The organism is Dethiothermospora halolimnae (genome assembly GCF_037577855.1).
Classification (GTDB): Bacteria; Bacillota; Clostridia; order Tissierellales; family VENL01; genus Dethiothermospora; species Dethiothermospora halolimnae.
In genome coordinates, this window is record NZ_JBAKFX010000004.1 from 18,581 (window position 1) to 43,956 (window position 25,376).

The following is a 25,376-nucleotide window of genomic DNA, read 5'->3' on the forward strand; positions in this document are numbered from 1 at the left end:
TTAAAGGGTTACAGGAAGATTCATAATCCCATTAAAGAGTTGTAGGGGGATTCGTAATCCCATTAAAGAGTTGCAGGGGGATTCGTAATCCCCCTGCTTATCAGTAGCTTCGAATTCATTCGAAGGTTCCATTTATATAGAGAAGGGAGAAATTTAATGAACATTGTAAGTATTTTAACTAAAGAGTTTAGTTTAAAGAAATTTCAAGTGGACAATACCATAAAGTTAATTGATGAAGGGAACACTATCCCATTTATAGCTAGATATAGAAAGGAACAAACGGGAGAATTAAGTGACATAGTTCTTAGGGACTTAAATGATAGACTGACTTATTTAAGGAACTTAGAAAATAGACAAGAAGAGGTAATAAGACTTATAGATGAACAGGAGAAGCTTACAGAAAAATTAGAAAAACAAATACTACAGGCTAAAACCCTTCAAAGGGTTGAAGACTTATATAGACCATATAAGAAAAAGAGACGGACCAGGGCTACAAAGGCTAAAGAAAAGGGGCTAGAGCCTTTAGCTGATATAATAATAAATGAAGAGGTATTAGAAGGCAATATAGAAGATATAGCCAAGCCCTTTATAGATGAAGAGAAGGAAGTAAATACCATAGAAGATGCCTATCAGGGAGCTATGGATATAATAGCCGAGATTGTATCGGATAATCCAGAGTTTAGAAAAACCATAAGAAACCTTACATATAATAAGGGCATTATTATATCAAAGCTGGTAAATGAAGATGAGAAAAAGATATATGAAATGTATCACGATTATAAAGAACCGGTTAAAGGTATAGCAAATCATAGAGTCCTTGCCATAAACAGGGGAGAAAAGGAAAAAATATTAAGGGTTAAAATCGAGAGTCCCGAGGAAGAGATATTAGATTTATTAAAATCCAAGGTTATAAGCAACGATGAGGCCATAACAACAAAATATCTAAATGATGCAGTTGTGGATGGGTATAAAAGGTTAATATCTCCATCAATAGAAAGGGAGATTAGAAGTAGTCTTACAGAAGAAGCCGAGGAAGATGCTATAAAGGTTTTTGGTAAAAATCTAAAACCCCTTTTAATGCAACCTCCTATAAAGGAAAAGGTAGTTATGGGATTTGACCCAGCCTATAGAACAGGATGTAAAATAGCAGTTGTTGATGGTACAGGGAAGCTGTTAGAATATACCACGGTATTTCCAACAGATCCTCAAAATAAAGTCAAAGAAGCTAAAAAAGAACTAACGGAATTGATAAATAAATATGGTGTAGACATAATAGCCATAGGAAATGGTACTGCCTCTAGGGAATCTGAAACCATAGTTTCAGATATGATAAAAGAAATCGATAGAAAGGTATATTATGTAATAGTAAGTGAAGCAGGGGCCTCTGTATATTCGGCATCTAAGGTGGCTCAAGAGGAATACCCTGATATAAATGTATCCATAAGGGGGGCTATATCCATAGCTAGAAGACTCCAAGACCCACTGGCAGAACTTGTTAAGATAGACCCTAAACATGTGGGGGTAGGACAGTATCAACATGATTTGAATCAAAAAAAATTGGATGAAACATTAAAAAATGTCGTTGAGGATTGTGTAAATAGTGTTGGAGTAGATCTAAATACTGCATCGGTGTCCCTTCTTCAATATGTGTCAGGGATATCAAAAAGTGTTGCTAAAAATATAGTTAAATATAGGGAAGAAAATGGAGTATTTAAAAATAGAAAGGAATTAAAAAAGGTTAAAAGACTAGGAGAACAAACCTTTATTCAATGTGCAGGATTTCTTAGAATATCAGGTGGTGACAATCCACTGGATAATACATCTGTTCACCCTGAGTCCTATAGTGCTACTATGAAACTTATTGATAAAATAGGTATTACAATGGATGAAATTAGAAGGGGCAAGATAAGCAGCATAGATGATAGCTTAATGGACCTATCACAGGAATTAGACATAGGATTACCTACTCTAAAGGATATAATAAAGGAACTTAAAAAGCCGGGAAGAGACCCTAGGGATGAAATGCCAAAGCCAGTATTTAGGACCGATGTTCTTAAGATGGAGGACCTAAAACCGGATATGATTCTTACAGGAACAGTTAGAAATGTTATAAACTTTGGAGCATTTGTTGATATAGGGGTTAAACAGGATGGGCTTGTTCATATATCCCATTTATCAGATAAATATGTAAAACATCCACTGGAAGTTGTATCGGTGGGAGATATAGTTAATGTAAAGATCCTTGATGTTGATTTAGATAGAGGTAGAATTTCGTTGAGCATTAAAGAAGCGGGGGAGTTGTTAAAGAAGAATGGGTAAAGAAGAAAAAAGCGCCAATGGCGCTTTTTTTTTTGCTTTAGTTGCTGGGGGATTCGTAATCCCACAGCTTACCTAGAAATACAGTTTTTGATATAGTAGGTCTTTTAGAATAAGATCTAACGGTGCCTCTCTTCCACTTAAAAATATTAGAAAAACATTATATTTAAATAGTATTATTAAATAAAGATAATTACTATGAAGGGAGATTGGGAAATGGAAGAATATATTCTTAAAACTGAAAATCTTACTAAGTCTTTTAAAAAACAAATAGTGGTTAAAGATATTAATCTAAAGATTAAACCTAAAACCATATATGGGTTGCTTGGTCCAAATGGAGCGGGAAAGTCAACTACTTTAAAGATGATAACAGGAATTTTACATCCGACTTCAGGAAGTATTTTATTTGATGGACACCACTGGAGTAGGAAAGATCTGAGGAATATAGGAGCATTAATAGAGTCTCCAGCCCTCTATGGAAACCTTACAGCATATGAAAATCTTAAAGTCCATACCCTATTATTAGATCTAAGTAAATCAAGAATTAAGGAAGTATTAGATATAGTGAACTTAAAGGATACAGGGAAGAAAAAAGTAGCCAAGTTTTCCTATGGAATGAAGCAAAGACTGGGCATTGCCATAGCCCTTTTAAATAGGCCTAAGCTACTTATTTTAGATGAGCCCACCAATGGTCTTGATCCTGTTGGAACAAAGGAATTTCGAAAACTTATTAAGGGGTTTTGTGAGGAAGGGATAACCGTTATTTTATCAAGTCATATTTTATCAGAGGTTGAACAGGTAGCTGATTATGTTGGGATAATATATGAGGGACAATTAAAATATCAAGGGAAAATAGATAAAGAAAAAGATTTAGAAAGCTTATTTATGAACGTAATAAATGAAAATTCTATAAAAGGGGGTATGATTGATGTTAAATATGATACGGGGGGAAAAACTGAAATATAATAGAAGCTTTTCAAAAAAATTAGTTATTATAGCACCGTTGTTTTTTATTATATATGGACTTATAACCATAAAGCAGATTAATTCACAATATAATTACTTTGAATATACGGTATTTAACTGGTGGCCCCTATTATTTATGCCCATGGGAATAACTTTGATATCTTCGCTCTCTGCTCATAGGGAGAAAAAAGCCGGTAGATATATAGGACTCTTTAGCCATGATATAAGTAAATACAATATGTGGCTTAGTAAGGTGGGTGTTATAGCCCTTTATGTTTTAATATCTACTGTTGAACTTATAGGTGTATTAATCCTTTTGAAGATTATTATTCCAAATAGTATTACATCAATTGGAAATGTTACTAAAGCTAGTATAGTTATTTGGGTTACTTCCTTATCCTTTATACCCATTGCTTTATTTCTAGCAGAAAAATTTGGAATGGTAGTTTCAATTATAGTTAATATATTAGGGATTGTTGCAGGAGTTATTTGTGCAACTGAACCATCATGGATCTTTATCCCCTGGAGTTGGGCCATGAGATTAATGTGTCCTATTGTGAAGGTACATCCAAACGGCATACCCTTAGAACCAAACAGTTATCTATTAGATTCTACTGTAATTTTTAAAGGAATTGTGGTATCAATTTTAGCTTTTATAATACTATCATTATTAACAGGAATTTGGTTTAGAAATAAGGAGGTAAAATAATTGGTGATTATATTTAAACTTTTACTTTCCCAATGGGTTAAGACAAAAAGAAGTGGCCTAAGGTTTATAATATTAATGGTGCCAATAGTTTATCCTATATTTATATTATGGTATTTTAGCCAATATGAGATAACGGATTTATTGCAGGTTAAAATATATAGTGTTTTTTTTGAAGTAATATCTGTTGCCCTAACTATTATCATAGCTTTATTAACTGCCCTTATAGTTATAGAGGAGGAGTTAGCTGGGGACTTTAGGGGGTTTTTACTAACCCCTTTTCCAAGGAAAAAGCTTTATAATATTAAACTAAGTTTTTTAATTATATTAACTATAATAGATATATTTATATCAACAGCTATAATGCTATTTGGAATGAAATTTATACTAAAGATATCGGATATCCAGTATCAAATATTTTTAGTAGGGGCTATATCCACCGTTATAGGTTCATTATTTCTTTATTGCCTTCACTTACTTATAAGTTTTGCATATGGAACAGGACCGTCTATTGCGATGGGTATAGTAGGTTTTTTAATATCTGCTATACTTGGTGTTACCTCCCTAGGAGATAGTATTTGGCAGTTTATACCTTGGGCTTGGGGGGCTAGGCTTTCAAAAATTCCAGTTATTCTTATGCCAATGATGAAAGAAATAGGGGGAAATATATCTAGTAAGTTGTTTTTAAACCAATTTATAAAAGGAGTTATTCCATCGGTAGGCTCCTCTATTATTATAATCGTTTTAGGGAGTAAGTGGTTTGAAAGGTGGGAAGGAAGATAAATAATGAAATCTAGTTGCTGCCACGGCTTATTGAAAAAATACAGTCTTTAGTGTAATAGGTCTTCTAGAAGAAGATATTTAGGGAATCACTAAATCCCTGCTCTCTAAACTGAATAAAGGAGCATACTTAAGGCTCCCTTATTCAGTTGCATCAACAATATTATTAAGCTCTTCAATATAGAATTCCACTGTAGCACCCTTATTATCATTATTATAGGCGATAATATCACCATTATAATTATTTACTATTTTTTTAGAAATATAAAGGCCAAGTCCAAAGTGATTTTTATAGGATTTACTTTGATAGAAAGGATCAAATAATATAGAGGTATCCTCTTCTTTAAAGCCGGTTCCAGTATCTATACATTTAAAATGAATTATCCCCTTATCATAATCATCCCAAATGATAAATTTGATTTCTCCCTTTGATGTAAATCTAAGGCTATTATAAAAAACATTATTTATTACCCTAATAAGCATGGACTCATCTAAAGAATATATAGATTTTGTTAAATTAACTTCAAACACTATATTTATATTCTTTTTATCACAAACAGTTATAAATTCCTGTTCTTTGTTTTTTAATAAATAATCTAAATCAACATCTTGGACTCTAAATAGAAAGTTTAAGCTTTCTACTTTATAAATTAAAGATAAATTATCGGTCAAAATAGACATTTGGTTGCAGTTGTTATTTATAATAGCTATATGGGGCCTTAAATTAAAATTTTCATTATATCTTAACTCTTCGATTAACTCCATCTGTCCCCTTATGATGGTTAAAGGGGTTCTTATATCGTGGGCAATAGAAGATATAAGAGACTTACGTTCCTTATCTACACTTGATAGATGATTAATCATATCTTTAAGGGCGGATATCATGGCATTAAAGGAATATTGTATTCTATTAAATTCTTTCCCCTTAAGCCCTTTAAGTTTAAAATCAAAATTTTGGTTTGAAATTTTATCCGATGCCAACAGTAATAAGTTTATATTTTTGTATACCGATTTATATAATTTTGATGAGAAAATAATTAAGTATATAAAAAAGAAAAATAATGGTGAAGCAATAAGTAAAAAATATATAAGTACAATATGGGGACTATCATTTATATTGTTTATTGAAAAACCAAAGGGGGCTGTTAGGACATATATTCCTTTAATTGAATTATCGCTTTTTATAGGTATAAGCCTATATACCCTGTTGTCTTTTACAATTTCGTGATTTATAGATTTTGAAAAGTTAATATTTTTATCTAGGATATTGGTTTCTCCAAATAAATGGTTACCATTTACATCTAAAACCTCTCCTCTGATTTTATCGCTATAGTCTCCTAAATCAATAAGAGACCCCTTTAATATAGATAATGACTTAAGTTGTATATTTTTTTCTATCGCATTAAAATATTTAATATAGTGATTAGAACTTTTAGCCATGTTAGTCTCTGTGGAGTTAAATATAAAGACAATTAACAGTGTGTAGGTAATAATAGTAGATATAACAGTTAAAAATACTATTTTAATAACTAGTAAATAAAAGTCTCTCTTTAATGTTTTATTTTTTAGCATTTTTAACCTCCCATTTATAGCCTAGTCCATAAAGGGTGGTTATATATGAATTTTCACAGTCAAACTTTTTAATTTTTTTTCTGATGTTTTTGATGCTTTCGGTAACTGTGTCTAAATAACTTTCTGAATCTATTCCCCACACGCTATCAAATATTTTTTCTTTAGAGAAAACCATATTTTTATTCAGCATAAGTAGTTTTATTATCTTATATTCTTTTTTAGTTAACTGTAGCCTTTTACCTAGACAATAAACTTCATTTGCAGAAATATCTATAACTATATTTTTTGAACTAAGGAGATATTTATTATTATTTCTAATCCTCTCTTCCCTTCTTAAATGACTTTCTACTCTTGCTTTTAATTCCCTAAGACTAAAGGGTTTACATATATAATCATCTCCACCCACCGATAGGGCTTCAATTTTATCCTCTTCTAAAGTTTTAGCACTGACAAATAAAATAGGACAAGAAACCTTGTCCCTAATTATGGAACAGAGATTTATACCATCAATATTTTCCATCATGATATCTAACATTATTAAATCGAAGTCATCCTTTATGGCTTCTAAGACCTTTGTACTATCATTAATTGTGGTTACAATATAGTTATAATTTTCAAGGTATTGCTTTATAGTTAGGCATATATCCCAATTATCATCAACGACTAATATACTTTTTCTTATCACTAATATCACTTCCCTATTACTAATTGTCAATAACAAGATACCATAAAGGTGAAAATATTGAAAGATTTTCAATATAGCATATATTATATCACAACCCAATGTAAAGATTAAGTTTGCCTTCGGGGATTAATTGTATATTATTAAGAATATGATATAATTTTATTATCTGAATACAAACTACAAATAAAGAATAGAGAATAAAGAATAGAGAATAAAGAATAGATAAGGAGATTTTACTCCATCTATTCTCTATTCTTTATTCTCTATTCTTTAAATAAAAGGGGGTTACTAAAATTGACAAAAGTAAATAATCAAAAAGAATATAACCGCCGTTGGGCTATTTGGGGAATACTGGCTATTGCCTATGTTATAGTATTTTTCCATAGGGTTGCAGTGGGGGTTGTAAGGGAAGAACTAATATCAGATTTTGGTATTGGAGATGTCCAGTTTGGAAATATAGGGGCAATGTATTTTTATGCTTACATGTTAATGCAGATACCATGTGGAATACTTGCAGATACCCTGGGAGCTAGGAAAACGGTTACATTGGGAGTATTATTTGCAGGGATAGGTTCTATAATATTCAGTGTTGGACAAACTATTGCCTTTGCGTATGTAGGTAGACTTATAGTGGGACTTGGTGTTTCTGTGGTATTTGTATCAACTTTAAAGGTTTTATCAAATTGGTTCAGAGAAGAAGAGTTTGGAAAAATGTCGGGTTTTACTTCATTTATAGGAAATGGAGGAGCGCTACTTGCCCAATTTCCCTTGGCTTTCTTAGTTGGTCTTATAGGATGGAGACTGTCATTTGCAGGAATAGGTGCAGTTACAATAGTGGTAGGTATACTTATATATATTATTGTTAGAAATAAACCTGAAGATGTAGGTCTTAGACCTATTATGGATGAGGAAGGAAATAAAGATATAAACATAGGGGAAAGTATAAAGTCGGTATTTTTAAATATTAGAACTTGGCCGAGTTTCTTTGCCTTTGGTGGAATGTTTGGTTCTGTTATAGCATTTATGGGACAATGGGGAACACCCTATATGCAACATGTCTATAACATATCAAAGGCTAAGGCTTCAACCTTTCCAATGGCAGTTACCATAGGACTTATGATAGGAAGTTTAGCAGTTGGTACTATTTCTGATAGGATAGGAAAAAGAAAGAAACCATTTTTGATTTTTTCATTGGCTTATTTTTGCACATGGGTTGTACTACTGTTTGTTAATCCAGGAAATATGCCCTTTAGTATTCTTTATATATTGTTATTTATGATGGGCTTTACTGCAGCTGGATTTATATTATCTTGGGCATGTGCTAAGGAGGTAAATCTTCCTAGATATGCAGGTATGTCCACAGGAACAGCAAATATGGGAGGATTTTTATTTGCTGCCATAATTCAACCTTTAATAGGATATATACTAAATAATAATTTTACAGGGGAAATAATAGAAGGAACTAAGATCTATTCCATAGATGACTATAATAAGGGATTTTTAGTATGTATAGTAGCCATAGTCATATCTATAATAAGTATTTTATTTATAAAGGAAACAAATTGTAAAAATATAGTTAGAAAATAAGTAGATTTTATTTAGGCCTGAATATATTCGGCCAATTTTAAAGTTATGTAGTATAGAATAATAATAAAATTTAGTTACTGGATATTCGTAATCCCACAGCCTATTAATAAATATAGTTTTTGGCATAATAGGTCTTCTAGAAGAAGACCTAAGGGCTTCAATATATTGAAGTCCTACATATTTGTGGAATCAGCAAACCCCTGCTCTCTGCTCCCTGCTTCTTGCACTCTGCTTTTTTTAACTCCGCACAGAACAAAGAGGCCACAATGATGCCTTTGTTCTTAATTTTTAGCAGGAATTTACAAATAAAGGTAGAATTATTATATATTAAGCTTCAATATAGGGGGAATTGAGATGTGCGAAATCATTAATAATATAAAATATTGTCCCAGGTCATTTTATGGTACCATCAATTTAAATAGGGGTGGTTTATTAAATAAAGCTATAAAGTTTTTAATATATAGTATCTTAAAGGAAGGTGGCCTAGTTATAATAGAATATACAAATCCTAAAGATTTAATAGCTAAGAAAGATATGTTAAGGGATTTAGATGTATCCTTAGATAGACTAATTTTTACCCCTTCTATTAAGCAATTTCCTATGTGGGATAATAATAAAATGTATGATGAATATATAAGTAATAGGGACACTAATGACAAGGTGTTATTTATAGGTAAAAGAGATGGTAATTATAATAAATGGGATATAGACGAGATATATAAATACAATAATACAATAAAAGATATGTGTATAAAGAAGGGCATTATGTCTATTATTGAGTACAAACTTGAAGGATTAAGGGAAGATATATTTAGAAATATTATAGACTTACATGATAATCTTATAATTTCCAGTGATATGGGAATATATCATTGTGGCAATGGAGATTATGAAAAAATCAAGATATTGGGTAGTGTATTAAAAGGTCGAAATAGCAATGAAGAACAACTTTTTAAAGAGAAAAAAAAGTTTCAATTATTAAATGAACTTATTATCGATATTTCATATAAACATAACAAAGAAGACTTATTTAATAGTGCCGTTAGTTCTGTAGGAGAAATAATAGGAGCAGATTTTGGTCATATGGTAGATTTTTATCCCCTTAATTATGAAAAACTAGTGGGTAGGTACAATTTTCCCCATGGTCTAGAAGAATATTTACTTAAGATTCCTATGGATAGGCGGGAAGTATCCAGATATTATAGTGATAAAAATAGTCGTGATATAACAATAAGGGACCCAGAATATTATGAAAATGAAATGAGAAAATACATATTAAAAAAATATAAATTAAAAACTGTCATCGAGATACCTATTACAAAGGATGAAGAGGTACCTATAGGGGGAATATATTTATTTTCTAAGAAAGAATGTAGTATGTTTTTTAAACATATACCCTTTTTACGAGCAGTTAGAAATGCATTGTTTATAATATTAAAAAAACAAAGAAAAAATGAAGAAGAACAGAATAGGCTTATAAAAACAGAAAAGTTAAAGTCTCTAGGAGAACTGGCAGGGGGAATAGCCCATGACTTTAATAATGTGCTTACTACAATATTAGGTATTTCTCAAATAGCCCTTTCTAAGAATTTAGATAACGATACTAAAAAATATTTAGATATAATATATAAATCGGCATTAGATGGGAAGAGCATAGTAGAAAATGTTGAAAACTTTACTAAAAGAAGGTCTAATAATAAATATGAGTTACATAGGTTAAAGGAAATACTAGAGAGTAGTATAGAGATGGCAAAACCAAGATGGAAAAACTCCTATGAAAGTAGAGGAATAAAACTGGAACTTATTAAAAATCTTAATTCAAAGAGCTATATCTATTGTAAAGCCCATGAGATAAGGGAAGTTATACTTAATATTATATTAAATGCCATGGATGCAATGGAAGCTGGGGGAATCCTTACAATAGATTCTTATGATAAAGACAATAAAGCGATTATTGAAATAAAGGATACAGGGGAAGGAATGACTGAAGATGTCAAAGAAAGAATATTTGAATCCTTTTTTAGCACAAAGGATGTACGAGGTACTGGATTGGGACTTAGTATATCTAAAGATATAATAGAGAGACATAATGGGGAAATAGTAGTAGAAAGTGAACTGGGAAGGGGAACAAAGTTTATAATAAAATTAGATAGTCATTTAAAGGATAATAAAGCAAAAGTAGGCAGTATTGATATACCTAAGTTTAATAATGTAAGTGCTTTAATTATAGATGATAATAGGGAAGTTGCCTATTCCATAGGACAATTAATGAATATGCTTAAAATTAACAATGATATTGAAACAGATGTTGATAAGGTTATGGATAAGATAGACAATAATGATTATGATATTATAGTATGTGATTTAGCAATGCCAAGAATAGGGGGATTGGATATAGCAAAAAAAGTAAAAGATAAGTATCCAAATACTAAGTTTATAATTATGACAGGATGGCCTGGGGAAATAGGGAGCAAATATTTAGATAAAGTAGATTATATATTGGAAAAGCCCTGTCTTCTTAAGGATTTAGCCGAGGGAATTGATTTGGTGATAAATAATAAAGAATAGAGAATGAAGAATAGATAAGGAAATTTTATCCACTCTGTTCATAAAATTAAATTATGTAGGGACGGAGCATGCCTAGACCCTACTTTAGTTAAAGAAGAGAGTATAGAGAAGAGACACAATAATAAGATTATTGCATAAATGTCAGTTAAGTTATATAATGATATTTAGAGACACGAAACAGTTTTGAAAAGCAAAGAATGAAGAATAAAGAATAGAGAATAAATAAGGAAACCTTCGACTGAAGTCGAAGCTACTATTCTTTGCACCATATCTATTCTTCATTCTCTATTATTTAAAAAAGAGGGGGTTTTAAAGTGTTACTTATAAAAAATGGTAAAATATTTACAATGGTTGGTGATGTAATAGACAAAGGGGACATATTGATAGAGGATGGAAAGATAAAGGAAGTTGGAAAAGGAATAGAGGCACCTAATGGATGTGAAGTTATTGATGCTGATGGCAAAATGGTTATGCCGGGTTTTGTTGAGGCCCACTGTCATTTAGGTTTGTTCGAAGATGGTATAGGATTTGAAGGGGACGATGGAAACGAGTATGTGGATCCTGTTACTCCACAACTGAGAGCAATAGATGGTATAAATCCCATGGATATTACATTTAAAGAAGCCCATGAAAGCGGTGTTACCACTGCTGTTACAGGACCGGGAAGTGCCAATGTAGTGGGGGGACAATTTGCTGCCATAAAGACTTATGGAAATAGAGTTGATGATATGATAATTAAAGAGCCGGTGGCAATGAAGATAGCCTTTGGTGAAAACCCTAAAAGGGTATATAATAATCAGAAAAAGTCTCCAGTAACTAGAATGGCCACAGCAGCTATATTAAGGGAAACATTATTTAAAGCAAATAACTATATAAAAAAGTTGGAAAAATATAAAGATGATCCTTCTAAGGCTCCAGAATTTGATATGAAAATGGATGCAATGACTAAAGTAATGAAAAAAGAGATACCACTAAAGGCCCATGCCCATAGAGCAGATGATATATTAACAGCTATAAGGATAGCCAAGGAATTTGATGTAAATATAACTTTAGACCATTGTACAGAGGGACATTTAATAGCTGATTATATAAAAGAAGAAAATAAAGATGCCATAGTAGGTCCAACATTAAGTGATAGGAGTAAGTTCGAACTTAAAAATCTAACATTTAAGACACCTGGGGTGCTACATAAAGCAGGTGTCAAGGTTGCTATAACAACAGATTCTCCAGTAATACCCCTTCAATACCTACCTATATGTGCCGGTATGGCAGTTAAATCTGGATTAGAGGAAATGGAAGCATTAAGGGCAATAACAATAAATGCAGCAGAAATAGTAGGCATAGATGATAGGGTTGGAAGTATAGAGGTTGGAAAAGATGGAGATATAGTAATATTTGATGGAAATCCTATTAAGGATATTGGTTGCAAGACGGTGGCTACGATTATAGATGGGAAAATAGTTTATAAAAGCAAAGAATAAAGAATAGAGAATAAAGAGTAGATAAGGGGATTTTACTCACTTTGTTCGTAAAATTGGATTATGTAGGGGCCGGGCATGCCCGGTCCGGAGGGCGGTTTTAAAGTTAAGTGAAGTATATAGTTTATGACCTGTGGGATTACGAATCCCCCAGGAACGGGGTGGAGTAGATCTTCCACAGAGGGAAGAGCTGGTGGTCTAGGCATGCCTAGACCCTACGATTCATTAAATAAGAGTGGGTAAAGAAGAAATGTAGGAACTGAATATATTCAGTTCCCCGCCCTATAAAGAGGGGGAAGTCAAATTATTGTTATTGGGGGATTCGTAATCCCCCAACCTAATTTATTAGCTAATAAACTTTTTGTTGAACTATTAACAAAATAATGGTATAATTAAATTGAAAATAAAATAACGAAATCTTCAGGGCAGGGTGAAATTCCCGACCGGCGGTTAAAGTCCGCGAACTGTTTAAATACAGTTGACTTGGTGAGATTCCAAGACCGACAGTAGAGTCTGGATGGAAGAAGATAGTTTTATGTACTATTTGGTACATAATTATGTTGAACACAAACCTTGAAGATATATATCTTCAAGGTTTTTTTAGGTTTTAATTTAAGAATTGTAAACAAAAGTAATGTAGGGTCTAGGCATGCCTAGACTATCTACCCTGTCAAGTGGTGGAAAAAATCAGCTTGCTGATTCTAATATAATAATTTTACGAGGATAGTGAGTAAAATAACCATATCTATTCTTTATTCTGTATTCTCTATTATTTCTAAAAAAGAAGGGGGTAATAAAATGTTAGTTTTGAGAGAAAAAATGGATACAAAATCAATGGTAAAGATATCAATATTGTCGGTTCTAGCTTTTATAATAATGTTTTTTGAGGCACCGTTATGGTTTGCTCCACCATTTTTAGAGATTGATCTAAGTGATTTACCTGCACTGATAGGAGCTTTTGCCATGGGACCTGTGGCTGGAGTAGTTATTGAATTATTAAAAAATATACTTAATATAGGTTTGCAGGGAACCGATACAGCAGGCATTGGTGAGCTTGCTAATTTTATAGTAGGTAGTTTGTTTGTATTTAGTGCTTCCTCTATATACTTTAGAAAAAAATCTTTAAAAAATGCCATAATAGGTATGATAGTTGGAACAATAGTTATGGCAGTGGCAATGTCTGTAGCAAATTATTTTGTATTAATACCATTTTATTCGAAGGCATATGGTATGCCTATAGAGGCAATAATAGGTATGGCAAGTAAGGTAAATAGTATTGTTGTGGATCTTAAGACTTTTATAATATACACAGTGGTTCCTTTTAATTTAATAAAGGGAGTATTATTATCAGTCTTGGCATTGCCACTATATAAGAAACTTGCGCCAATACTTAAGAGATAGTGGAGAATTGATAATGAAAAGTGAAGAGTTAAAGGAACAAATCGGCTGAGGCCCATTTGAAATTTAAATAATTTTACCACCGAGGGTAGTAAAATCACCTTAAATTGTCAACTAAAACAGGTAGTAGAGGGGAATTTATTCTTCGGTATAATAAATGTAGGGGCTGAATATATTCAGCCCCTACATTTGTTTATCCCCAATCTCTGCACTTCGCATTTTTATCGTTTTAAAATAGACTACAAAATAAAATTTAACTGTGATAAAATAAGGAAAGACAAAGGAGGTATAACATGGTATATTTATTTTTAGCAATAATATGTAGTTCAGCCATTGCAATTATATTTAAATATAGTGAAGGCAATAATATGAATCGATATGCTGTTACAACATCAAACTATGTTATGGCATTTACAGTGAGTCTTGTAATGGCATTAATGGAGAGAAACATATATTTTTCCAATGATAATGTGTTTAAAAGCTTTGTAGAAGAGTCTAAAAATGTAATAATAAAAAATCAAGGATTATTTTCGAATGATTCAAGTATAGTTTGGTCAATAATTATAGGAAGTGTTGCAGGGGTATTTTTCTTTTTATCATTTATATATTATCAGAAAAGTGTTAAAGAAAATAGTGTAGGTCTAGCAGGAGCTTTCTCTAAACTGGGGATATTAGTTCCCATGTCCCTTTCCATAATACTTTGGAATGAATTACCAACAAAAATACAGTGGGTAGGAATAGTATTGTCAATGGCATCGATACTTATAGTTAATTTATCCTTTAAAAAATCTAATATTGAAGAAATTAGATTTAATCTAATATTACTATTTTTATTTGGTGGAATGGCGGAGTTCTCAAATAAATTTTTTCAGAAATATGCTATAGACGATTATAAAAGTTTGTTTTTATTTTTTGTATTCTTTGTAGCATTTATAATAAGTTTAATATTTACAATAAAAAGAAAACAACCTGTGGACAAAAGGGATATATTAACAGGGTTTATGGTCGGAATACCAAACTTATTCTCATCATTCTTTTTAATAATGGCACTAAAACCAATGAAAGCTTCAGTTGTATACCCCATATATAGTGCGGGAAGCATAGTAGTTATAAGTTTAGCAGGATTATTATTCTTTAAAGAAAAATTAATGAGAAAAGAAAAGGTTTCTATTGTTATGACCATAGTGGCATTGATTCTTATTAATTTATAATATTGTTGTAGAGATATAGACCAATCATAAAATTTTCCCCAATGAATTCCACAATTGTGTTGTTGGGGGATTGGTAATCCCTCAACCAATAAAACTAGGAAAGGTCAAAAGCTGAGGGATTACGAATCCCTCAGCAACGAAAAGCAGAAATGGAGAACAAATTTTATTAAAGATAAATTTGGATATAATAGAAATAGGATAAACTTGAAAGGATGAAATTATGCTAAAGATAATAACCAACAATCCACAGGAAACGGAAAATCTAGGATACAAATTGGGCAAAACACTAGAAGCTGGGGATATAATATGTCTTATAGGAGACTTGGGAGCAGGAAAAACCACATTAACAAAATCCATTGCTAAAGGTTTAGATATTGATGATTATATTACAAGTCCCACATTTACGTTAATAAAGGAATATGAGGGGAGATATCCTTTATACCATTTCGATGTATATAGAATAAATGATGTTGATGAAATGTATGATCTTGGTTATGAAGAGTATATCTTTGGGGAAGGTGTAAGTATAATAGAATGGGCAAATATTATAGATGATATTTTACCAAAGGAAAAGTTAATAATAGATATAAAGAGGAAAGATATTAATAAAAGAGAAATAAATATATATGGAGAAGGTAATAGATACAAAGAGATAATTAAGGAGTTGAGTTAACATGAAGATACTTGCCATAGATACTTCCAGTATAGTAGCCACCTGTGCCATAATGGATGATGATAAGCTAATAGGAGAGTACATATTAAATCAAGGTAGAACCCATTCTCAAAAAATAATGCCTATTATAAAAGAATTACTAGATAATTGTGAATTGAAACCAGAGGATATAGACTTATTTGCTGCAGCAAAGGGACCGGGTTCCTTTACTGGATTGAGGATAGGAATAGCTACAATAAAAGCCCTTGCCCATGTAAATGACAAAAAAGTTGTGGGAATACCAACAATTGATGCCCTTGCCTTTAATGTCCCCTACTCTAAGGGAATAGTTGTCCCTATGATGGATGCAAGGAGGGATAGGGTTTATAGCGGAATATATAAATGGGAAAGTGGTGGACTTTCTGTAATAAGAGAGCAGGATGTAATAGAAGTAGATGAGCTAATAGATATATTAAATGAAAGAAATGAAAGGATAATAGTAAATGGTGATGGGGGAAATGTATATAGGGAAAAACTATTAGAAGGTTTAAAAAATGAAGTAGTTTTTGCGCCAAAATCATGTAATATAGCCAGAGCATCATCTCTATGTGAATTGGCATTTTCAAAGGTGGAAAAGGGAGAATTAGAAAGTTATTTAACCCTAACTCCACAATACTTAAGGAAATCCCAGGCAGAAAGACAATATGATGAAAAATGTGGTGTGGATAATGGATGTAACTGTTAGAAAGATGGAAATAGATGATATAGATGACGTACTAGAGATAGAAAATAAATGCTTTACAACACCTTGGAGTAGAGATGCTTTTATTCAAGAAGTTAATAAAAACTTACTTGCTAAATACATAGTAGCAGAGGTAGATAAAAAGATATTAGGTTATGGTGGTATATGGCTAATAATGGACGAAGGTCATATAACCAATATTGCAACCCATCCTGATTATAGGGGATTGGGAATAGGAAATTTTTTAGTAGAGGGATTAATAAATATATGTAAAGAAATAGGTATAATGAATATGACTTTAGAAGTAAGAAAGTCAAATACCCCAGCTAAATCCTTATATAAGAAATATGGTTTTAAGGAAGAGGGAATAAGGCCAAATTATTATAGTGATACTGGAGAAGATGCAATTATAATGTGGAAGGAAATTTAATTAAAGAAGAATGGGTAAAGAAGAAACTTAAAAGCAAAGAATAAAAAATACAGAATAAAGAATAGATTATGTAAGGACTGAATATATTCAGTCCCCCCCGCCGCAGGAAGAGGTGGGGTTTTTTAATTTACTTAAGCTATTTTGATAAAAAATCAATTATTTTTTTAGTTTGTTCAATTGTTAGACTAATAGTTACCCCTTTATTAATATGAAATTTCTCGTTACTTCCTATAGATATAATAACAGTTTCAAAAGAAGATACTATAGAAATGTTTAATTCATCCTGAAGATCTATGCATTTACCTGAAACAGAACCTATTTCTATAAATTCATTAGAGATGTTTTTACTACTGTCAATAGCTTGTAGAAGAAATCTTCGTATTAAGGGTATATTTTTATTTAATATATATATAGAAATATCTGATCCATAGGCTTCGTATACAGTAAAGGTAAAGTTTGATGAATGATTTTTAGCGAATATAATTATTACAGAGATTTGATTTTCATCTGTTATACTATGCTTTTTTAAACAGGATTTTTCCTTAGAAAGGTCTATATTGTTTGAAGTAATACTAAGTTTCAATAACTTTGCCTCCATTCTTAAAAAATTATAAATAGCATTTAATAATTAGATGGTATAATAAGTTAATTATAATTTATTATACCATCAATTAAAGAAGAATGGGTAAAGAAGAAATATAAAAAAACTTTCAGACAAAATTAAATTATTTTCGTAGTATATTTATAGAAGGACAAAAGGGAGGAGGGGGATTATGGATGATAAAGAAATAGTAAATCGTTGTTTAGATGGTGACGGCGATGTCTTTAAAGAGTTGGTTACCCGTCATAAGAAGAAAATATATAATATAGCTTATAAATTTACATTTAATAAAGAAGATGCCCTTGATATAACTCAAGAAATATTTATAAAAGCATATAATTCCCTTGAAAAATATAATCCCAAGTATAAATTTTCATCATGGATTCTTAAAATGACTACAAATTACTGTTTGGATATTAAGAAGAAAAAAAGAGTAAATACAGTGGAGTTAAATACTAAGCTAAAGAATGACAAAACCACAACTAGTGCAGAAGATGTATTTATTCATAAGGAAAATAAAAAAATTATAAAGGATGCAATAAATAATCTTTCTAAAGAATATAGAGTACTTATAATACTGTATCACAATGAAAATCTAAGTTATAAAGAAATATCAGAGACATTAAATTTACCCCTTACGAAAGTGAAAAACAGACTGTATCGGGCTCGGAATATGTTAAAGGAAAACTTAAAAAATATTAAAGAGGAGGAATCTAAATGGACTGCCAAAGAGCTTCAATATTAATCATGGAGTATATAGATGGTGATATTTTAGATATCGATAAAAAGCATTTATTAAACCATATTGAAGATTGTCATCATTGTAAAGAAGAGTTTCAACTAATAACAGAAGCCGTGGACTTAGTGGAAGATGTAGATGAAGTGGAGCCTCCTTTAGAGATAGAAGAAAATATAATGAAAAAGATAGATAAAGATAGGTATAAAGCAAATGGAAATCATACATCTTTAATTTTAACACTTTTGGCTATAATGCCTATAATTATGGGATATATAAGCTACAGGTCCATATTTAATAATTTATCCATTGGAGAAGTGGCAATAGTTACTATAACTAGATTTGTTAATTTTACCGTATTGGCCCTTCCCAAGGTGTTGGCTTTTATAAACAATTATTTATTATTGATATTTTTGGGGGCTATGTCTATAGTAAGTACAACAATAGTTTTTATGGTGATTGTTGTTTTATGGCAAGTAAGAAAGCAATTGAGAATTGAGAATTGACAGTTGAAAGTTTAAGGAAACCGTCGAATGAATTCGATGCTACCATATATTAAAGAAGAAAGTGTAAAGAAGAAAGAAGAGATATAAAGATGTGGAAGCTGTGCTTCCTTATGTAGGGACTGAATATATTCAGTCCCCGCCGTGATAAGAGGCGGGAGGGTATCTAACTAGTTGCTGGGGGATTCGTAATCCCTCAACCAAAATAGAAAGGAGAGATTTCGTATGAAAAAGAAAATAGCAATATCACTATTAGTCATATTGTTAATAACTACAAGTGTAGTATTTGCAACAGAAACAATCTATGAAGGGAGTAAACTGGCATTATTTAAAGATATAAAAATAAATGGAGATACCCATATAAAAGGGGAGATAATATCCATTTTTTCAGACGTAGAGGTAAATGGAACTGTAGATGGAGATGTAATATCTATATTTGGAAATACTATTGTGGATGGTAAAGTAGATGGAAATACACTTTCGGTATTTGGAAGTGTGGATATGGGAGAGAACTCAATAATAACTAGGGATAGGATACAGATCTTAGGTGGAGTAAATGAAAGACCAAACTCATCAATTGTTTCTGGTGAAGAAGTGGGCATAATGCTAGTAGGGGGATTTTTTACAGGTATAACAGGATTAATAATAATAATACTCTTTCTAATCATAGGGAAATTTGTTATTTCATTTATTTTATCAATATTATTGGTAGCTTTAATACCCGATAGAATAAATAAAATAACAGATAAGGCAACAAATAATATTTTAAGAAATTTTGCAATAGGATTAGTTACCACTGTTATAATATATCTAGCATTTATACTATCAACAGCTACAGTTGTGGGAATAATATTGTTACCTTTTCTAGCTATAGCAAAAGTAATATTAGGATTTATTGGAAATACAACCATAAAAATAGCCATAGGTAGAAGGATAGGGAAAAATAAATCCTGGACTAATATGACAGAATTAATAATAGGAAGTTTTATATATCTAATATTGGATTTAACAATAGTCTTAAAACCAATACTATATTTAGCCAAGTTCATTGGTATAGGAGCTATTATAGATACAAGGGGAGGGAAAAAAGATTATATCAAAGAACCACAAAATAATAATGAGATAATATAACAGGGGGTAAAGATTTATGAAAAAATTAATTATATTAATAATAATATGTCTGATTCCATTAACGGGGTGTGTTATTGAAATAGATGACGATCTGGGAGTGAAGATAAACGATAAAAACTTTAATGTAAATATAGATGGACTTAATAAGGTAGAAATAGGAGATACGAGGACAATCGAAGAAGAGTTTGAAGTTAAAGGGCAGAAGGAACTGGAGGTACGCTTAGATGTAAGCGGGGCAGACTTAAGTATTTCAAAGACCGAAGATAATTTATTTAAAGGTATAATCGAAACCAATATAAAAAATCTTAAACCTAAAATAGAACTAAAAGACAATAGAATAATTATAGATGATAATTTTAAATATAATGGCTTAGGAAAATATGAGAATAATTGGAATCTAAAGTTTACTAATAATATACCTTTAAAATTAGATATTGATAGTAATGCGTCGGATAATGGGTTTGATTTTACTGGAATGAAGATTAGTAAATTAGATATAGATACTAATGCTGCTAGTACAGATATTAACTTTAATGAAAAAAATGAAGAAGATTTAGATAAAATAAAATTAGATATAAATGCAGGAGACTTAGATATATTTGATATTGGCAATGCAAATGCCAGTGATATAAATGTAGATGTCAATGCAGGAAGTGTGGATATTGACTTTGGGGATAAAGTTTTTAAAGATACAGAAGTATCCATAGAAGCCAATGCGTCAAGTATAACAATAGATGTTCCAGAAGATGTGGGGATATCAATAGAGAAGGAAAATATGTTATCGAGCCTAAGCTATAATAGTTCTGAGTTTGACAAGGTAAATGGTAGATATATAAGTAAAAATTATGATAAAGCTAAATATAAAATAGAAATAGAGTTAGAAGGTGGAGTAAGTAGTTTTGATATTAAGTAAAAATAGAGGGGAATTCATTCCCTTACATAATAATATAGAAATATGTATAAATTATTGGTCATAAGAAATACTAGAAACATATCAAAGATAGCCTTGAAATAAATTGAAGTTTACTTATAGCAGAAAAGTACGAAGGAGGATTATTATGGCCAATAAAGAGCAATTAAAAAAGGTAGGACTTTTATGTAGTGAACACCGCTTTAGAGATGAAGGTGGACTTAGTTCTGATATAACTGTGAATAATAAAGAGGTAAAAAGCTGTGAAAACTGTATTCACTATACTGAAGATAAAAGATGTGATATAAACCTAACCGATGAGATATTATCAAACATGGCAGAACTGGACTATGAATAGATGAGAGTGGAAAGTGGAGAGAGGAGAATTAAAAATCAGCGAAGCTGGTTTTTTACTAATCTCTTAACTTTCCACTTTCACTTCTCCACTTAATGTATTCTCTATTCTTTCTTATCTATTCTCTGTATCGGTATACTTGCTTCTGGTTTATCCTTTAAAACCATCATCAAAGCAAAATCTCCATAATTTACTTCCGATAACATTCCATCGGACATTATATTGTTTTGAGCTATTTTGTTATAAAGGGAATGTTCACTCTTAGCCAATAATATCACTCCTTTAGAGGAATATACCTCTAATTATATTTTGGCTTTTACGGGACTATATAATGTGAGGGAAAAAACGGAAAAATAAAATTAAAATTTTGTATAAATTTTTAATTAAAAAAGAAAGAAAAGATGTAGGGACAGGGCATGCCCTGTCCGGTGGACGGTTCCAAAATTTAATAGGAAAATGAAGGGATGGGTAGTCAGAGGCTTATGGCATTAAAATCGGTCTAGGCATGCCTAGATCCTACGTTTCGTTAAAGAAGAATGGGTAAAGAGGAAATGTATAGATACAGAAGCTTTGCTTATTTATTTTAATAATAAAGTTATTATAAATGTTTTTTGAAAATAATGGCACTAATTTATTTTTATCGTAGGACTTGAATATATTTAGGCCGATTTTAAAGTTGTATAATATAGTAAAATTTAATTGCTGGGGGATTCGTAATCCCACAGCTTATTACAAAATATAGGTTTTGGGCATAATAGGTCTTCTAGAAGAAGACCCAAGGGCTTCAATATATTGAAGTCCTACATAACTTTATGGTCTCACAAACTCCTACTTTTGTTCTATATAATCAAATTTTACCACCGTAGGGAGTAAAATAACGATAATTCTTCTTTCCTAATTCTTCTTTAACTTCCCCCTCTTTCTAGTAACAAAATCTTAAATAGGTTATAATATAAACATGATATTATAGATGTAATAGATTTATAGGAGGAATTAAATTGGATAAAGATATAATTGTTTTAGCAATTGAGACATCATGTGATGAGACATCGGTTGCCATTGTTAAAGATGGAAGGGAAGTTTTAGCTAATGTTATTTCTTCTCAGATAGACATACATAAAAAATTTGGTGGTGTGGTTCCTGAAGTGGCATCTAGAAAACATATAGAAAATATTAATGCCATTATACAAGAGGCTCTAGATAAAGCTAGAATAACATTCGATGATATAGATGTAGTTGCAACCACATATGGGCCTGGACTTGTAGGGGCTTTATTAGTGGGTCTGTCCAGTGCCAAGGCTATAGCATTTGGAAAGAATATCCCTTTAGTTGGGGTAAATCATATAGAAGGTCATATATATGCAAACTTTATAGAAGATAAAAGTCTTGAACCTCCGTTCATGTCCTTGATTGTATCAGGTGGACATACCCATTTAGTATATGTAGAAGATTATGGACAGTATGAGATCCTAGGCAGGACTAGGGATGATGCTGCTGGAGAAGCCTTTGATAAGGTAGCAAGATCTTTAGAACTGGGATATCCAGGGGGGCCCATAATAGATAATCTTGCTAAAAAGGGAAATAAGGAAGCAATAGATTTTCCAAGGTCCTATTTAGAAGAGGGGAGCTTTGACTTTAGTTTCAGTGGTCTTAAATCAGCAGTATTAAATTATTTAAATAATTCAAAGCAGAAAAGCTTAGATATAGTAGTTGAAGATGTGGCTGCCAGTTTCCAAGAGGCTGTTGTAGAGGTTTTAGTAGAGAAAAGTATAAAAGCTGCTAAATTAAAGAATTCAAAAATAATAGCTTTAGCCGGTGGTGTAGCTTCAAATAGTAGATTAAGAGACCTTATGAAGAAAAGATGTGATGAAGAAAATATAGAATTAAAATATCCATCAAAGATATTATGTACTGATAATGGAGCAATGATAGGTTCCGTTGGCTATTATAATTACATAAAAGGCATTAGATCTGATCTAGATTTAAATGCAGTACCTAATTTGAAACTTTAGAAATAAAGACATAGTTGAGAATTGACAGAGGAGAATTAAAGGTGATTTTACTCATTTCATTCGTAAAATATTATATGAAAATCGGCTTCAACCGATTTGTACCTTAACTGTCAACTCTCAATTCTCAACTGTCAATTATACCGCAGGTGATCTTGTTTTCATTATGTAAACTAAAAGGTCTTATTTTTTGACAAAAAATTAACCACAGCTTGTCCACATATATTAATAAGTTAGTCACATAAAAATGTTGATAATGTGGAAAAGTAATAAGATTTAGTCTATTAGAGGATTTAAAAATGTGGATAACTCTGTGGATTAAGTGTATAAAATGTGAATAGTTTGGGGAAAATAAAAATTTTTTTATAAAATCTTAATTTTTCTGTGGATAACTTTTCGAAACATAAGTTGACATAAAAGTACAAAATTAAAGAAGAGTGGGTAAAGAAGAAAGAAGAAATATGGTGATTTTACCCCGATGGTCGTAAAATGAAAACAATGTGGCCTATGCCACATTGTATTATTTTTGGAGTTTTTTAAGTAAGTAACTTTAATATTACTGGTCTGTGTTTTTGGATTTACGTCTGGAGTATAGATGCTTTATAATATAATAAATTCTTTGTCCATCACTTTTTCCCCTTTGAAAATATTGGATAGGAAGTAACGCAGCTATGCCTATATATGCATTGAAGTTTATAAAAGCATGTAATAACCAATGACTTCGTAATACTCCATTATGTAATAGGAGAACGCATATGAAAATAATAAAAAAATTAAATATAGCTCCTCCAAATACCATTAACATTTGGCCGAGTATATTATCTATTTTATTTTCAGCATAATAATGTCCACCTAAGAAATATACAGATTTAAATTCAATTAAACCAATTTTAAAAACTGCTTTACCCGTTCCAATTTCAATTTTAGCTAGTTTGTAACCACAAAGCTTACCAAAAAAAGCATGTCCTAGTTCATGAATAAAGAAGATAATCGGTGCTAAAAAAAATAAGCCTATAAAATATCCTTTTATTCCCATAATTCGCCCCTTTTCTTTTAAATGTTTTGTAATCCTAATATATTGAATTTTATGAATATTAATATATATATATATATATATATTATCATTATATGATTTTTTTGTAAATTAAGTATTTAAATAAGAATAGAGGAGTTAAGAAGAATATGTATAAATTTTAAATAGGCCTGAATATATTCAGGCCCTACAATTACGTTTCAGAAGAATATTTATCATCGCCATTTGGACCGGTCATGACTGGCCCCTACGTTTTTATATTTCTTCTTTATCTATAGAGTAATTTATTATTAACTAAAGCCTTCTTAACTGATATGGACATTGGGACTGCTAGTCCTATTTTAAATAAATCGGCAGGAATGAAGGGTATCACTGCTAATTTTAAAGATTGCATAAATGTCATATCATTTAATAAAGAAAATTGAAGGGTACCTAAGGTATATATTACAGCAATACCTATCAGTAAGGAACAAGTGTAGCTTACTACATGTACATATGTTGAATCTCCCTTATATATTTCTACTACTTTACCTATAATATATGCTGCTATAGGAAATCCCCATATATATCCTCCAGTTATGCCAGCTAGGATATGTAGTCCCCCTGAAAATTCAGAGAAAACAGGTATTCCTATAGCTCCTAACAGTATATATACTAACTGAGATAAAGCTCCTTTTTTACTACCAAGTATGGCACCGGATAAAAATACAGCCAATGTTTGAAGAGTAACTGATACCGGTGTAAAAGGTAATGGCACAAATATCTGAGCACATACAGCAGTTAATGCAGTAAATAATGATACTATAACTAAATCTTTAGTTTTCATATAAATCCTCCTTAGTTTTAATTGTAAACCAAATAGATAATATGTGTTAACAATAAGTATGATATTATATTAAGGGGAAAAAGTCAACCGTGAAAATAAAGAACTTAAAGCAAATAATAAAGAATAGAGAATAAAGAATAAATAAGGAGATTTTACTCCCGATGGTCGTAAAATTAAGTTA

The 25,376-nt window shown here is 31.1% G+C and carries 24 protein-coding genes and 1 riboswitch; of the genes, 18 read left to right on the forward strand and 6 right to left on the reverse strand.

What is annotated here, in order from left to right:
- The first annotated feature begins 156 nt into the window (after positions 1-156).
- From V6137_RS02435 to V6137_RS02450, 4 genes are all read left to right on the forward strand, one after another.
- Positions 157-2,319, forward strand: a complete 2,163-nt coding sequence (locus V6137_RS02435) for a Tex family protein (protein WP_425446291.1) — start codon at positions 157-159, stop codon at positions 2,317-2,319.
- A gap of 213 nt (positions 2,320-2,532) precedes the next feature.
- A complete protein-coding gene (locus tag V6137_RS02440; RefSeq protein ID WP_425446292.1) occupies positions 2,533-3,282 on the forward strand; it encodes a lantibiotic protection ABC transporter ATP-binding protein in 750 nt (249 codons plus the stop codon).
- Complete coding sequence (locus tag V6137_RS02445) at positions 3,245-3,991, forward strand: lantibiotic immunity ABC transporter MutE/EpiE family permease subunit (protein ID WP_425446293.1); 747 nt, start codon at positions 3,245-3,247, stop codon at positions 3,989-3,991. Before V6137_RS02440 ends, V6137_RS02445 begins: the two co-directional genes overlap by 38 nt.
- 3 nt (positions 3,992-3,994) lie before the next feature.
- On the forward strand, positions 3,995-4,771 hold the full coding sequence (locus V6137_RS02450; protein WP_425446394.1) for a lantibiotic immunity ABC transporter MutG family permease subunit: 777 nt from the start codon (positions 3,995-3,997) through the stop codon (positions 4,769-4,771).
- Positions 4,772-4,909: 138 nt separating this feature from the next.
- Here V6137_RS02450 and V6137_RS02455 read toward each other — a convergent pair whose 3' ends face one another.
- Positions 4,910-6,340: a sensor histidine kinase gene (locus V6137_RS02455; protein WP_425446294.1), complete on the reverse strand. Its 1,431-nt coding sequence runs from the start codon at positions 6,338-6,340 to the stop codon at positions 4,910-4,912.
- Positions 6,327-7,025 carry a response regulator transcription factor gene (locus tag V6137_RS02460; RefSeq protein ID WP_425446295.1) on the reverse strand — a complete coding sequence of 233 codons (699 nt, stop codon included), beginning with the start codon at positions 7,023-7,025 and terminating at the stop codon, positions 6,327-6,329. Before V6137_RS02460 ends, V6137_RS02455 begins: the two co-directional genes overlap by 14 nt.
- Before the next feature lie 294 nt (positions 7,026-7,319).
- Here V6137_RS02460 and V6137_RS02465 point away from each other — a divergent pair, with 294 nt between their 5' ends.
- The 8 genes from V6137_RS02465 to rimI all read left to right on the forward strand — a co-directional run bounded on the left by V6137_RS02465 (position 7,320) and on the right by rimI (position 17,091).
- Positions 7,320-8,612, forward strand: coding sequence for an MFS transporter (locus V6137_RS02465; protein ID WP_425446296.1), 1,293 nt, complete (start codon positions 7,320-7,322; stop codon positions 8,610-8,612).
- 354 nt (positions 8,613-8,966) lie between these two features.
- The gene (locus V6137_RS02470; RefSeq protein WP_425446297.1) at positions 8,967-11,180 is read left to right on the forward strand and encodes a sensor histidine kinase; all 2,214 of its coding nucleotides are present in this window, start codon (positions 8,967-8,969) and stop codon (positions 11,178-11,180) included.
- Between the two features lie 314 nt (positions 11,181-11,494).
- Entirely contained in the window at positions 11,495-12,661 is a 1,167-nt protein-coding gene (locus V6137_RS02475; RefSeq protein WP_425446298.1) for an amidohydrolase, read from the forward strand.
- 409 nt (positions 12,662-13,070) lie between these two features.
- A riboswitch (FMN riboswitch) is annotated at positions 13,071-13,191 on the forward strand.
- 265 nt (positions 13,192-13,456) lie between these two features.
- Positions 13,457-14,059, forward strand: a complete 603-nt coding sequence (locus V6137_RS02480; protein ID WP_425446299.1) for an ECF transporter S component — start codon at positions 13,457-13,459, stop codon at positions 14,057-14,059.
- Between the two features lie 290 nt (positions 14,060-14,349).
- Positions 14,350-15,267 carry an SMR family transporter gene (locus V6137_RS02485; protein ID WP_425446300.1) on the forward strand — a complete coding sequence of 306 codons (918 nt, stop codon included), beginning with the start codon at positions 14,350-14,352 and terminating at the stop codon, positions 15,265-15,267.
- Positions 15,268-15,487: 220 nt separating this feature from the next.
- Positions 15,488-15,940 (forward strand): tRNA (adenosine(37)-N6)-threonylcarbamoyltransferase complex ATPase subunit type 1 TsaE, encoded by a 453-nt coding sequence (gene tsaE / locus V6137_RS02490; protein WP_425446301.1) that lies wholly within the window; start codon positions 15,488-15,490, stop codon positions 15,938-15,940.
- A 1-nt stretch (position 15,941) separates the two neighbouring features.
- Positions 15,942-16,664 (forward strand): tRNA (adenosine(37)-N6)-threonylcarbamoyltransferase complex dimerization subunit type 1 TsaB, encoded by a 723-nt coding sequence (tsaB, locus tag V6137_RS02495; RefSeq protein WP_425446302.1) that lies wholly within the window; start codon positions 15,942-15,944, stop codon positions 16,662-16,664.
- A complete protein-coding gene (rimI, locus tag V6137_RS02500; RefSeq protein ID WP_425446303.1) occupies positions 16,627-17,091 on the forward strand; it encodes a ribosomal protein S18-alanine N-acetyltransferase in 465 nt (154 codons plus the stop codon). The genes tsaB and rimI overlap by 38 nt, the downstream gene beginning before the upstream one ends.
- Positions 17,092-17,227: 136 nt before the next feature.
- On the opposite strand, the gene V6137_RS02505 is transcribed toward rimI, so the two are convergent.
- The gene (locus V6137_RS02505) at positions 17,228-17,674 is read right to left on the reverse strand and encodes a hypothetical protein (protein WP_425446304.1); all 447 of its coding nucleotides are present in this window, start codon (positions 17,672-17,674) and stop codon (positions 17,228-17,230) included.
- Between the two features lie 190 nt (positions 17,675-17,864).
- Here V6137_RS02505 and V6137_RS02510 point away from each other — a divergent pair, with 190 nt between their 5' ends.
- The 5 genes from V6137_RS02510 (at position 17,865) to V6137_RS02530 (ending at position 21,330) form a co-directional block, all read left to right on the forward strand.
- The gene (locus tag V6137_RS02510) at positions 17,865-18,437 is read left to right on the forward strand and encodes an RNA polymerase sigma factor (RefSeq protein ID WP_425446305.1); all 573 of its coding nucleotides are present in this window, start codon (positions 17,865-17,867) and stop codon (positions 18,435-18,437) included.
- A complete protein-coding gene (locus V6137_RS02515; protein WP_425446306.1) occupies positions 18,410-18,934 on the forward strand; it encodes an anti-sigma factor family protein in 525 nt (174 codons plus the stop codon). The genes V6137_RS02510 and V6137_RS02515 overlap by 28 nt, the downstream gene beginning before the upstream one ends.
- Positions 18,935-19,156: 222 nt before the next feature.
- Positions 19,157-20,062 carry a DUF8173 domain-containing protein gene (locus V6137_RS02520; protein ID WP_425446307.1) on the forward strand — a complete coding sequence of 302 codons (906 nt, stop codon included), beginning with the start codon at positions 19,157-19,159 and terminating at the stop codon, positions 20,060-20,062.
- Positions 20,063-20,078: 16 nt separating this feature from the next.
- Complete coding sequence (locus V6137_RS02525; RefSeq protein ID WP_425446308.1) at positions 20,079-20,975, forward strand: LiaF domain-containing protein; 897 nt, start codon at positions 20,079-20,081, stop codon at positions 20,973-20,975.
- 145 nt (positions 20,976-21,120) lie between these two features.
- On the forward strand, positions 21,121-21,330 hold the full coding sequence (locus V6137_RS02530) for a hypothetical protein (protein ID WP_425446309.1): 210 nt from the start codon (positions 21,121-21,123) through the stop codon (positions 21,328-21,330).
- Positions 21,331-21,431: 101 nt separating this feature from the next.
- Here V6137_RS02530 and V6137_RS02535 read toward each other — a convergent pair whose 3' ends face one another.
- The gene (locus tag V6137_RS02535) at positions 21,432-21,596 is read right to left on the reverse strand and encodes a hypothetical protein (RefSeq protein ID WP_425446310.1); all 165 of its coding nucleotides are present in this window, start codon (positions 21,594-21,596) and stop codon (positions 21,432-21,434) included.
- Between the two features lie 729 nt (positions 21,597-22,325).
- Between V6137_RS02535 and tsaD the strand changes: the two genes are divergently transcribed.
- Positions 22,326-23,339, forward strand: coding sequence for a tRNA (adenosine(37)-N6)-threonylcarbamoyltransferase complex transferase subunit TsaD (gene tsaD / locus V6137_RS02540; protein ID WP_425446311.1), 1,014 nt, complete (start codon positions 22,326-22,328; stop codon positions 23,337-23,339).
- Between the two features lie 553 nt (positions 23,340-23,892).
- Here the strand turns inward: tsaD and V6137_RS02545 are convergent.
- Positions 23,893-24,372 (reverse strand): site-2 protease family protein, encoded by a 480-nt coding sequence (locus V6137_RS02545; RefSeq protein ID WP_425446312.1) that lies wholly within the window; start codon positions 24,370-24,372, stop codon positions 23,893-23,895.
- A 265-nt stretch (positions 24,373-24,637) separates the two neighbouring features.
- Positions 24,638-25,195, reverse strand: coding sequence for a biotin transporter BioY (locus tag V6137_RS02550; protein WP_425446313.1), 558 nt, complete (start codon positions 25,193-25,195; stop codon positions 24,638-24,640).
- Between the last annotated feature and the right edge of the window lie 181 nt (positions 25,196-25,376).

What these genes read in the sequence shown, in the direction of transcription:
- V6137_RS02435 (WP_425446291.1), top strand. Translation starts at nt 157, where the DNA reads ATGAACATTGTAAGTATTTTAACTAAAGAGTTTAGTTTAAAGAAATTT.
- V6137_RS02525 (WP_425446308.1), top strand. Translation starts at nt 20,079, where the DNA reads ATGAAAAAATTAATTATATTAATAATAATATGTCTGATTCCATTAACG.
- V6137_RS02545 (WP_425446312.1), bottom strand. Translation starts at nt 24,372, where the DNA reads ATGGGAATAAAAGGATATTTTATAGGCTTATTTTTTTTAGCACCGATT.
- V6137_RS02485 (WP_425446300.1), top strand. Translation starts at nt 14,350, where the DNA reads ATGGTATATTTATTTTTAGCAATAATATGTAGTTCAGCCATTGCAATT.
- V6137_RS02470 (WP_425446297.1), top strand. Translation starts at nt 8,967, where the DNA reads ATGTGCGAAATCATTAATAATATAAAATATTGTCCCAGGTCATTTTAT.
- V6137_RS02455 (WP_425446294.1), bottom strand. Translation starts at nt 6,340, where the DNA reads ATGCTAAAAAATAAAACATTAAAGAGAGACTTTTATTTACTAGTTATT.
- V6137_RS02480 (WP_425446299.1), top strand. Translation starts at nt 13,457, where the DNA reads ATGTTAGTTTTGAGAGAAAAAATGGATACAAAATCAATGGTAAAGATA.
- V6137_RS02520 (WP_425446307.1), top strand. Translation starts at nt 19,157, where the DNA reads ATGAAAAAGAAAATAGCAATATCACTATTAGTCATATTGTTAATAACT.
- V6137_RS02445 (WP_425446293.1), top strand. Translation starts at nt 3,245, where the DNA reads ATGTTAAATATGATACGGGGGGAAAAACTGAAATATAATAGAAGCTTT.
- tsaB (WP_425446302.1), top strand. Translation starts at nt 15,942, where the DNA reads ATGAAGATACTTGCCATAGATACTTCCAGTATAGTAGCCACCTGTGCC.
- V6137_RS02510 (WP_425446305.1), top strand. Translation starts at nt 17,865, where the DNA reads ATGGATGATAAAGAAATAGTAAATCGTTGTTTAGATGGTGACGGCGAT.
- V6137_RS02515 (WP_425446306.1), top strand. Translation starts at nt 18,410, where the DNA reads ATGGACTGCCAAAGAGCTTCAATATTAATCATGGAGTATATAGATGGT.
- V6137_RS02440 (WP_425446292.1), top strand. Translation starts at nt 2,533, where the DNA reads ATGGAAGAATATATTCTTAAAACTGAAAATCTTACTAAGTCTTTTAAA.
- rimI (WP_425446303.1), top strand. Translation starts at nt 16,627, where the DNA reads ATGAAAAATGTGGTGTGGATAATGGATGTAACTGTTAGAAAGATGGAA.
- V6137_RS02550 (WP_425446313.1), bottom strand. Translation starts at nt 25,195, where the DNA reads ATGAAAACTAAAGATTTAGTTATAGTATCATTATTTACTGCATTAACT.
- tsaE (WP_425446301.1), top strand. Translation starts at nt 15,488, where the DNA reads ATGCTAAAGATAATAACCAACAATCCACAGGAAACGGAAAATCTAGGA.
- V6137_RS02530 (WP_425446309.1), top strand. Translation starts at nt 21,121, where the DNA reads ATGGCCAATAAAGAGCAATTAAAAAAGGTAGGACTTTTATGTAGTGAA.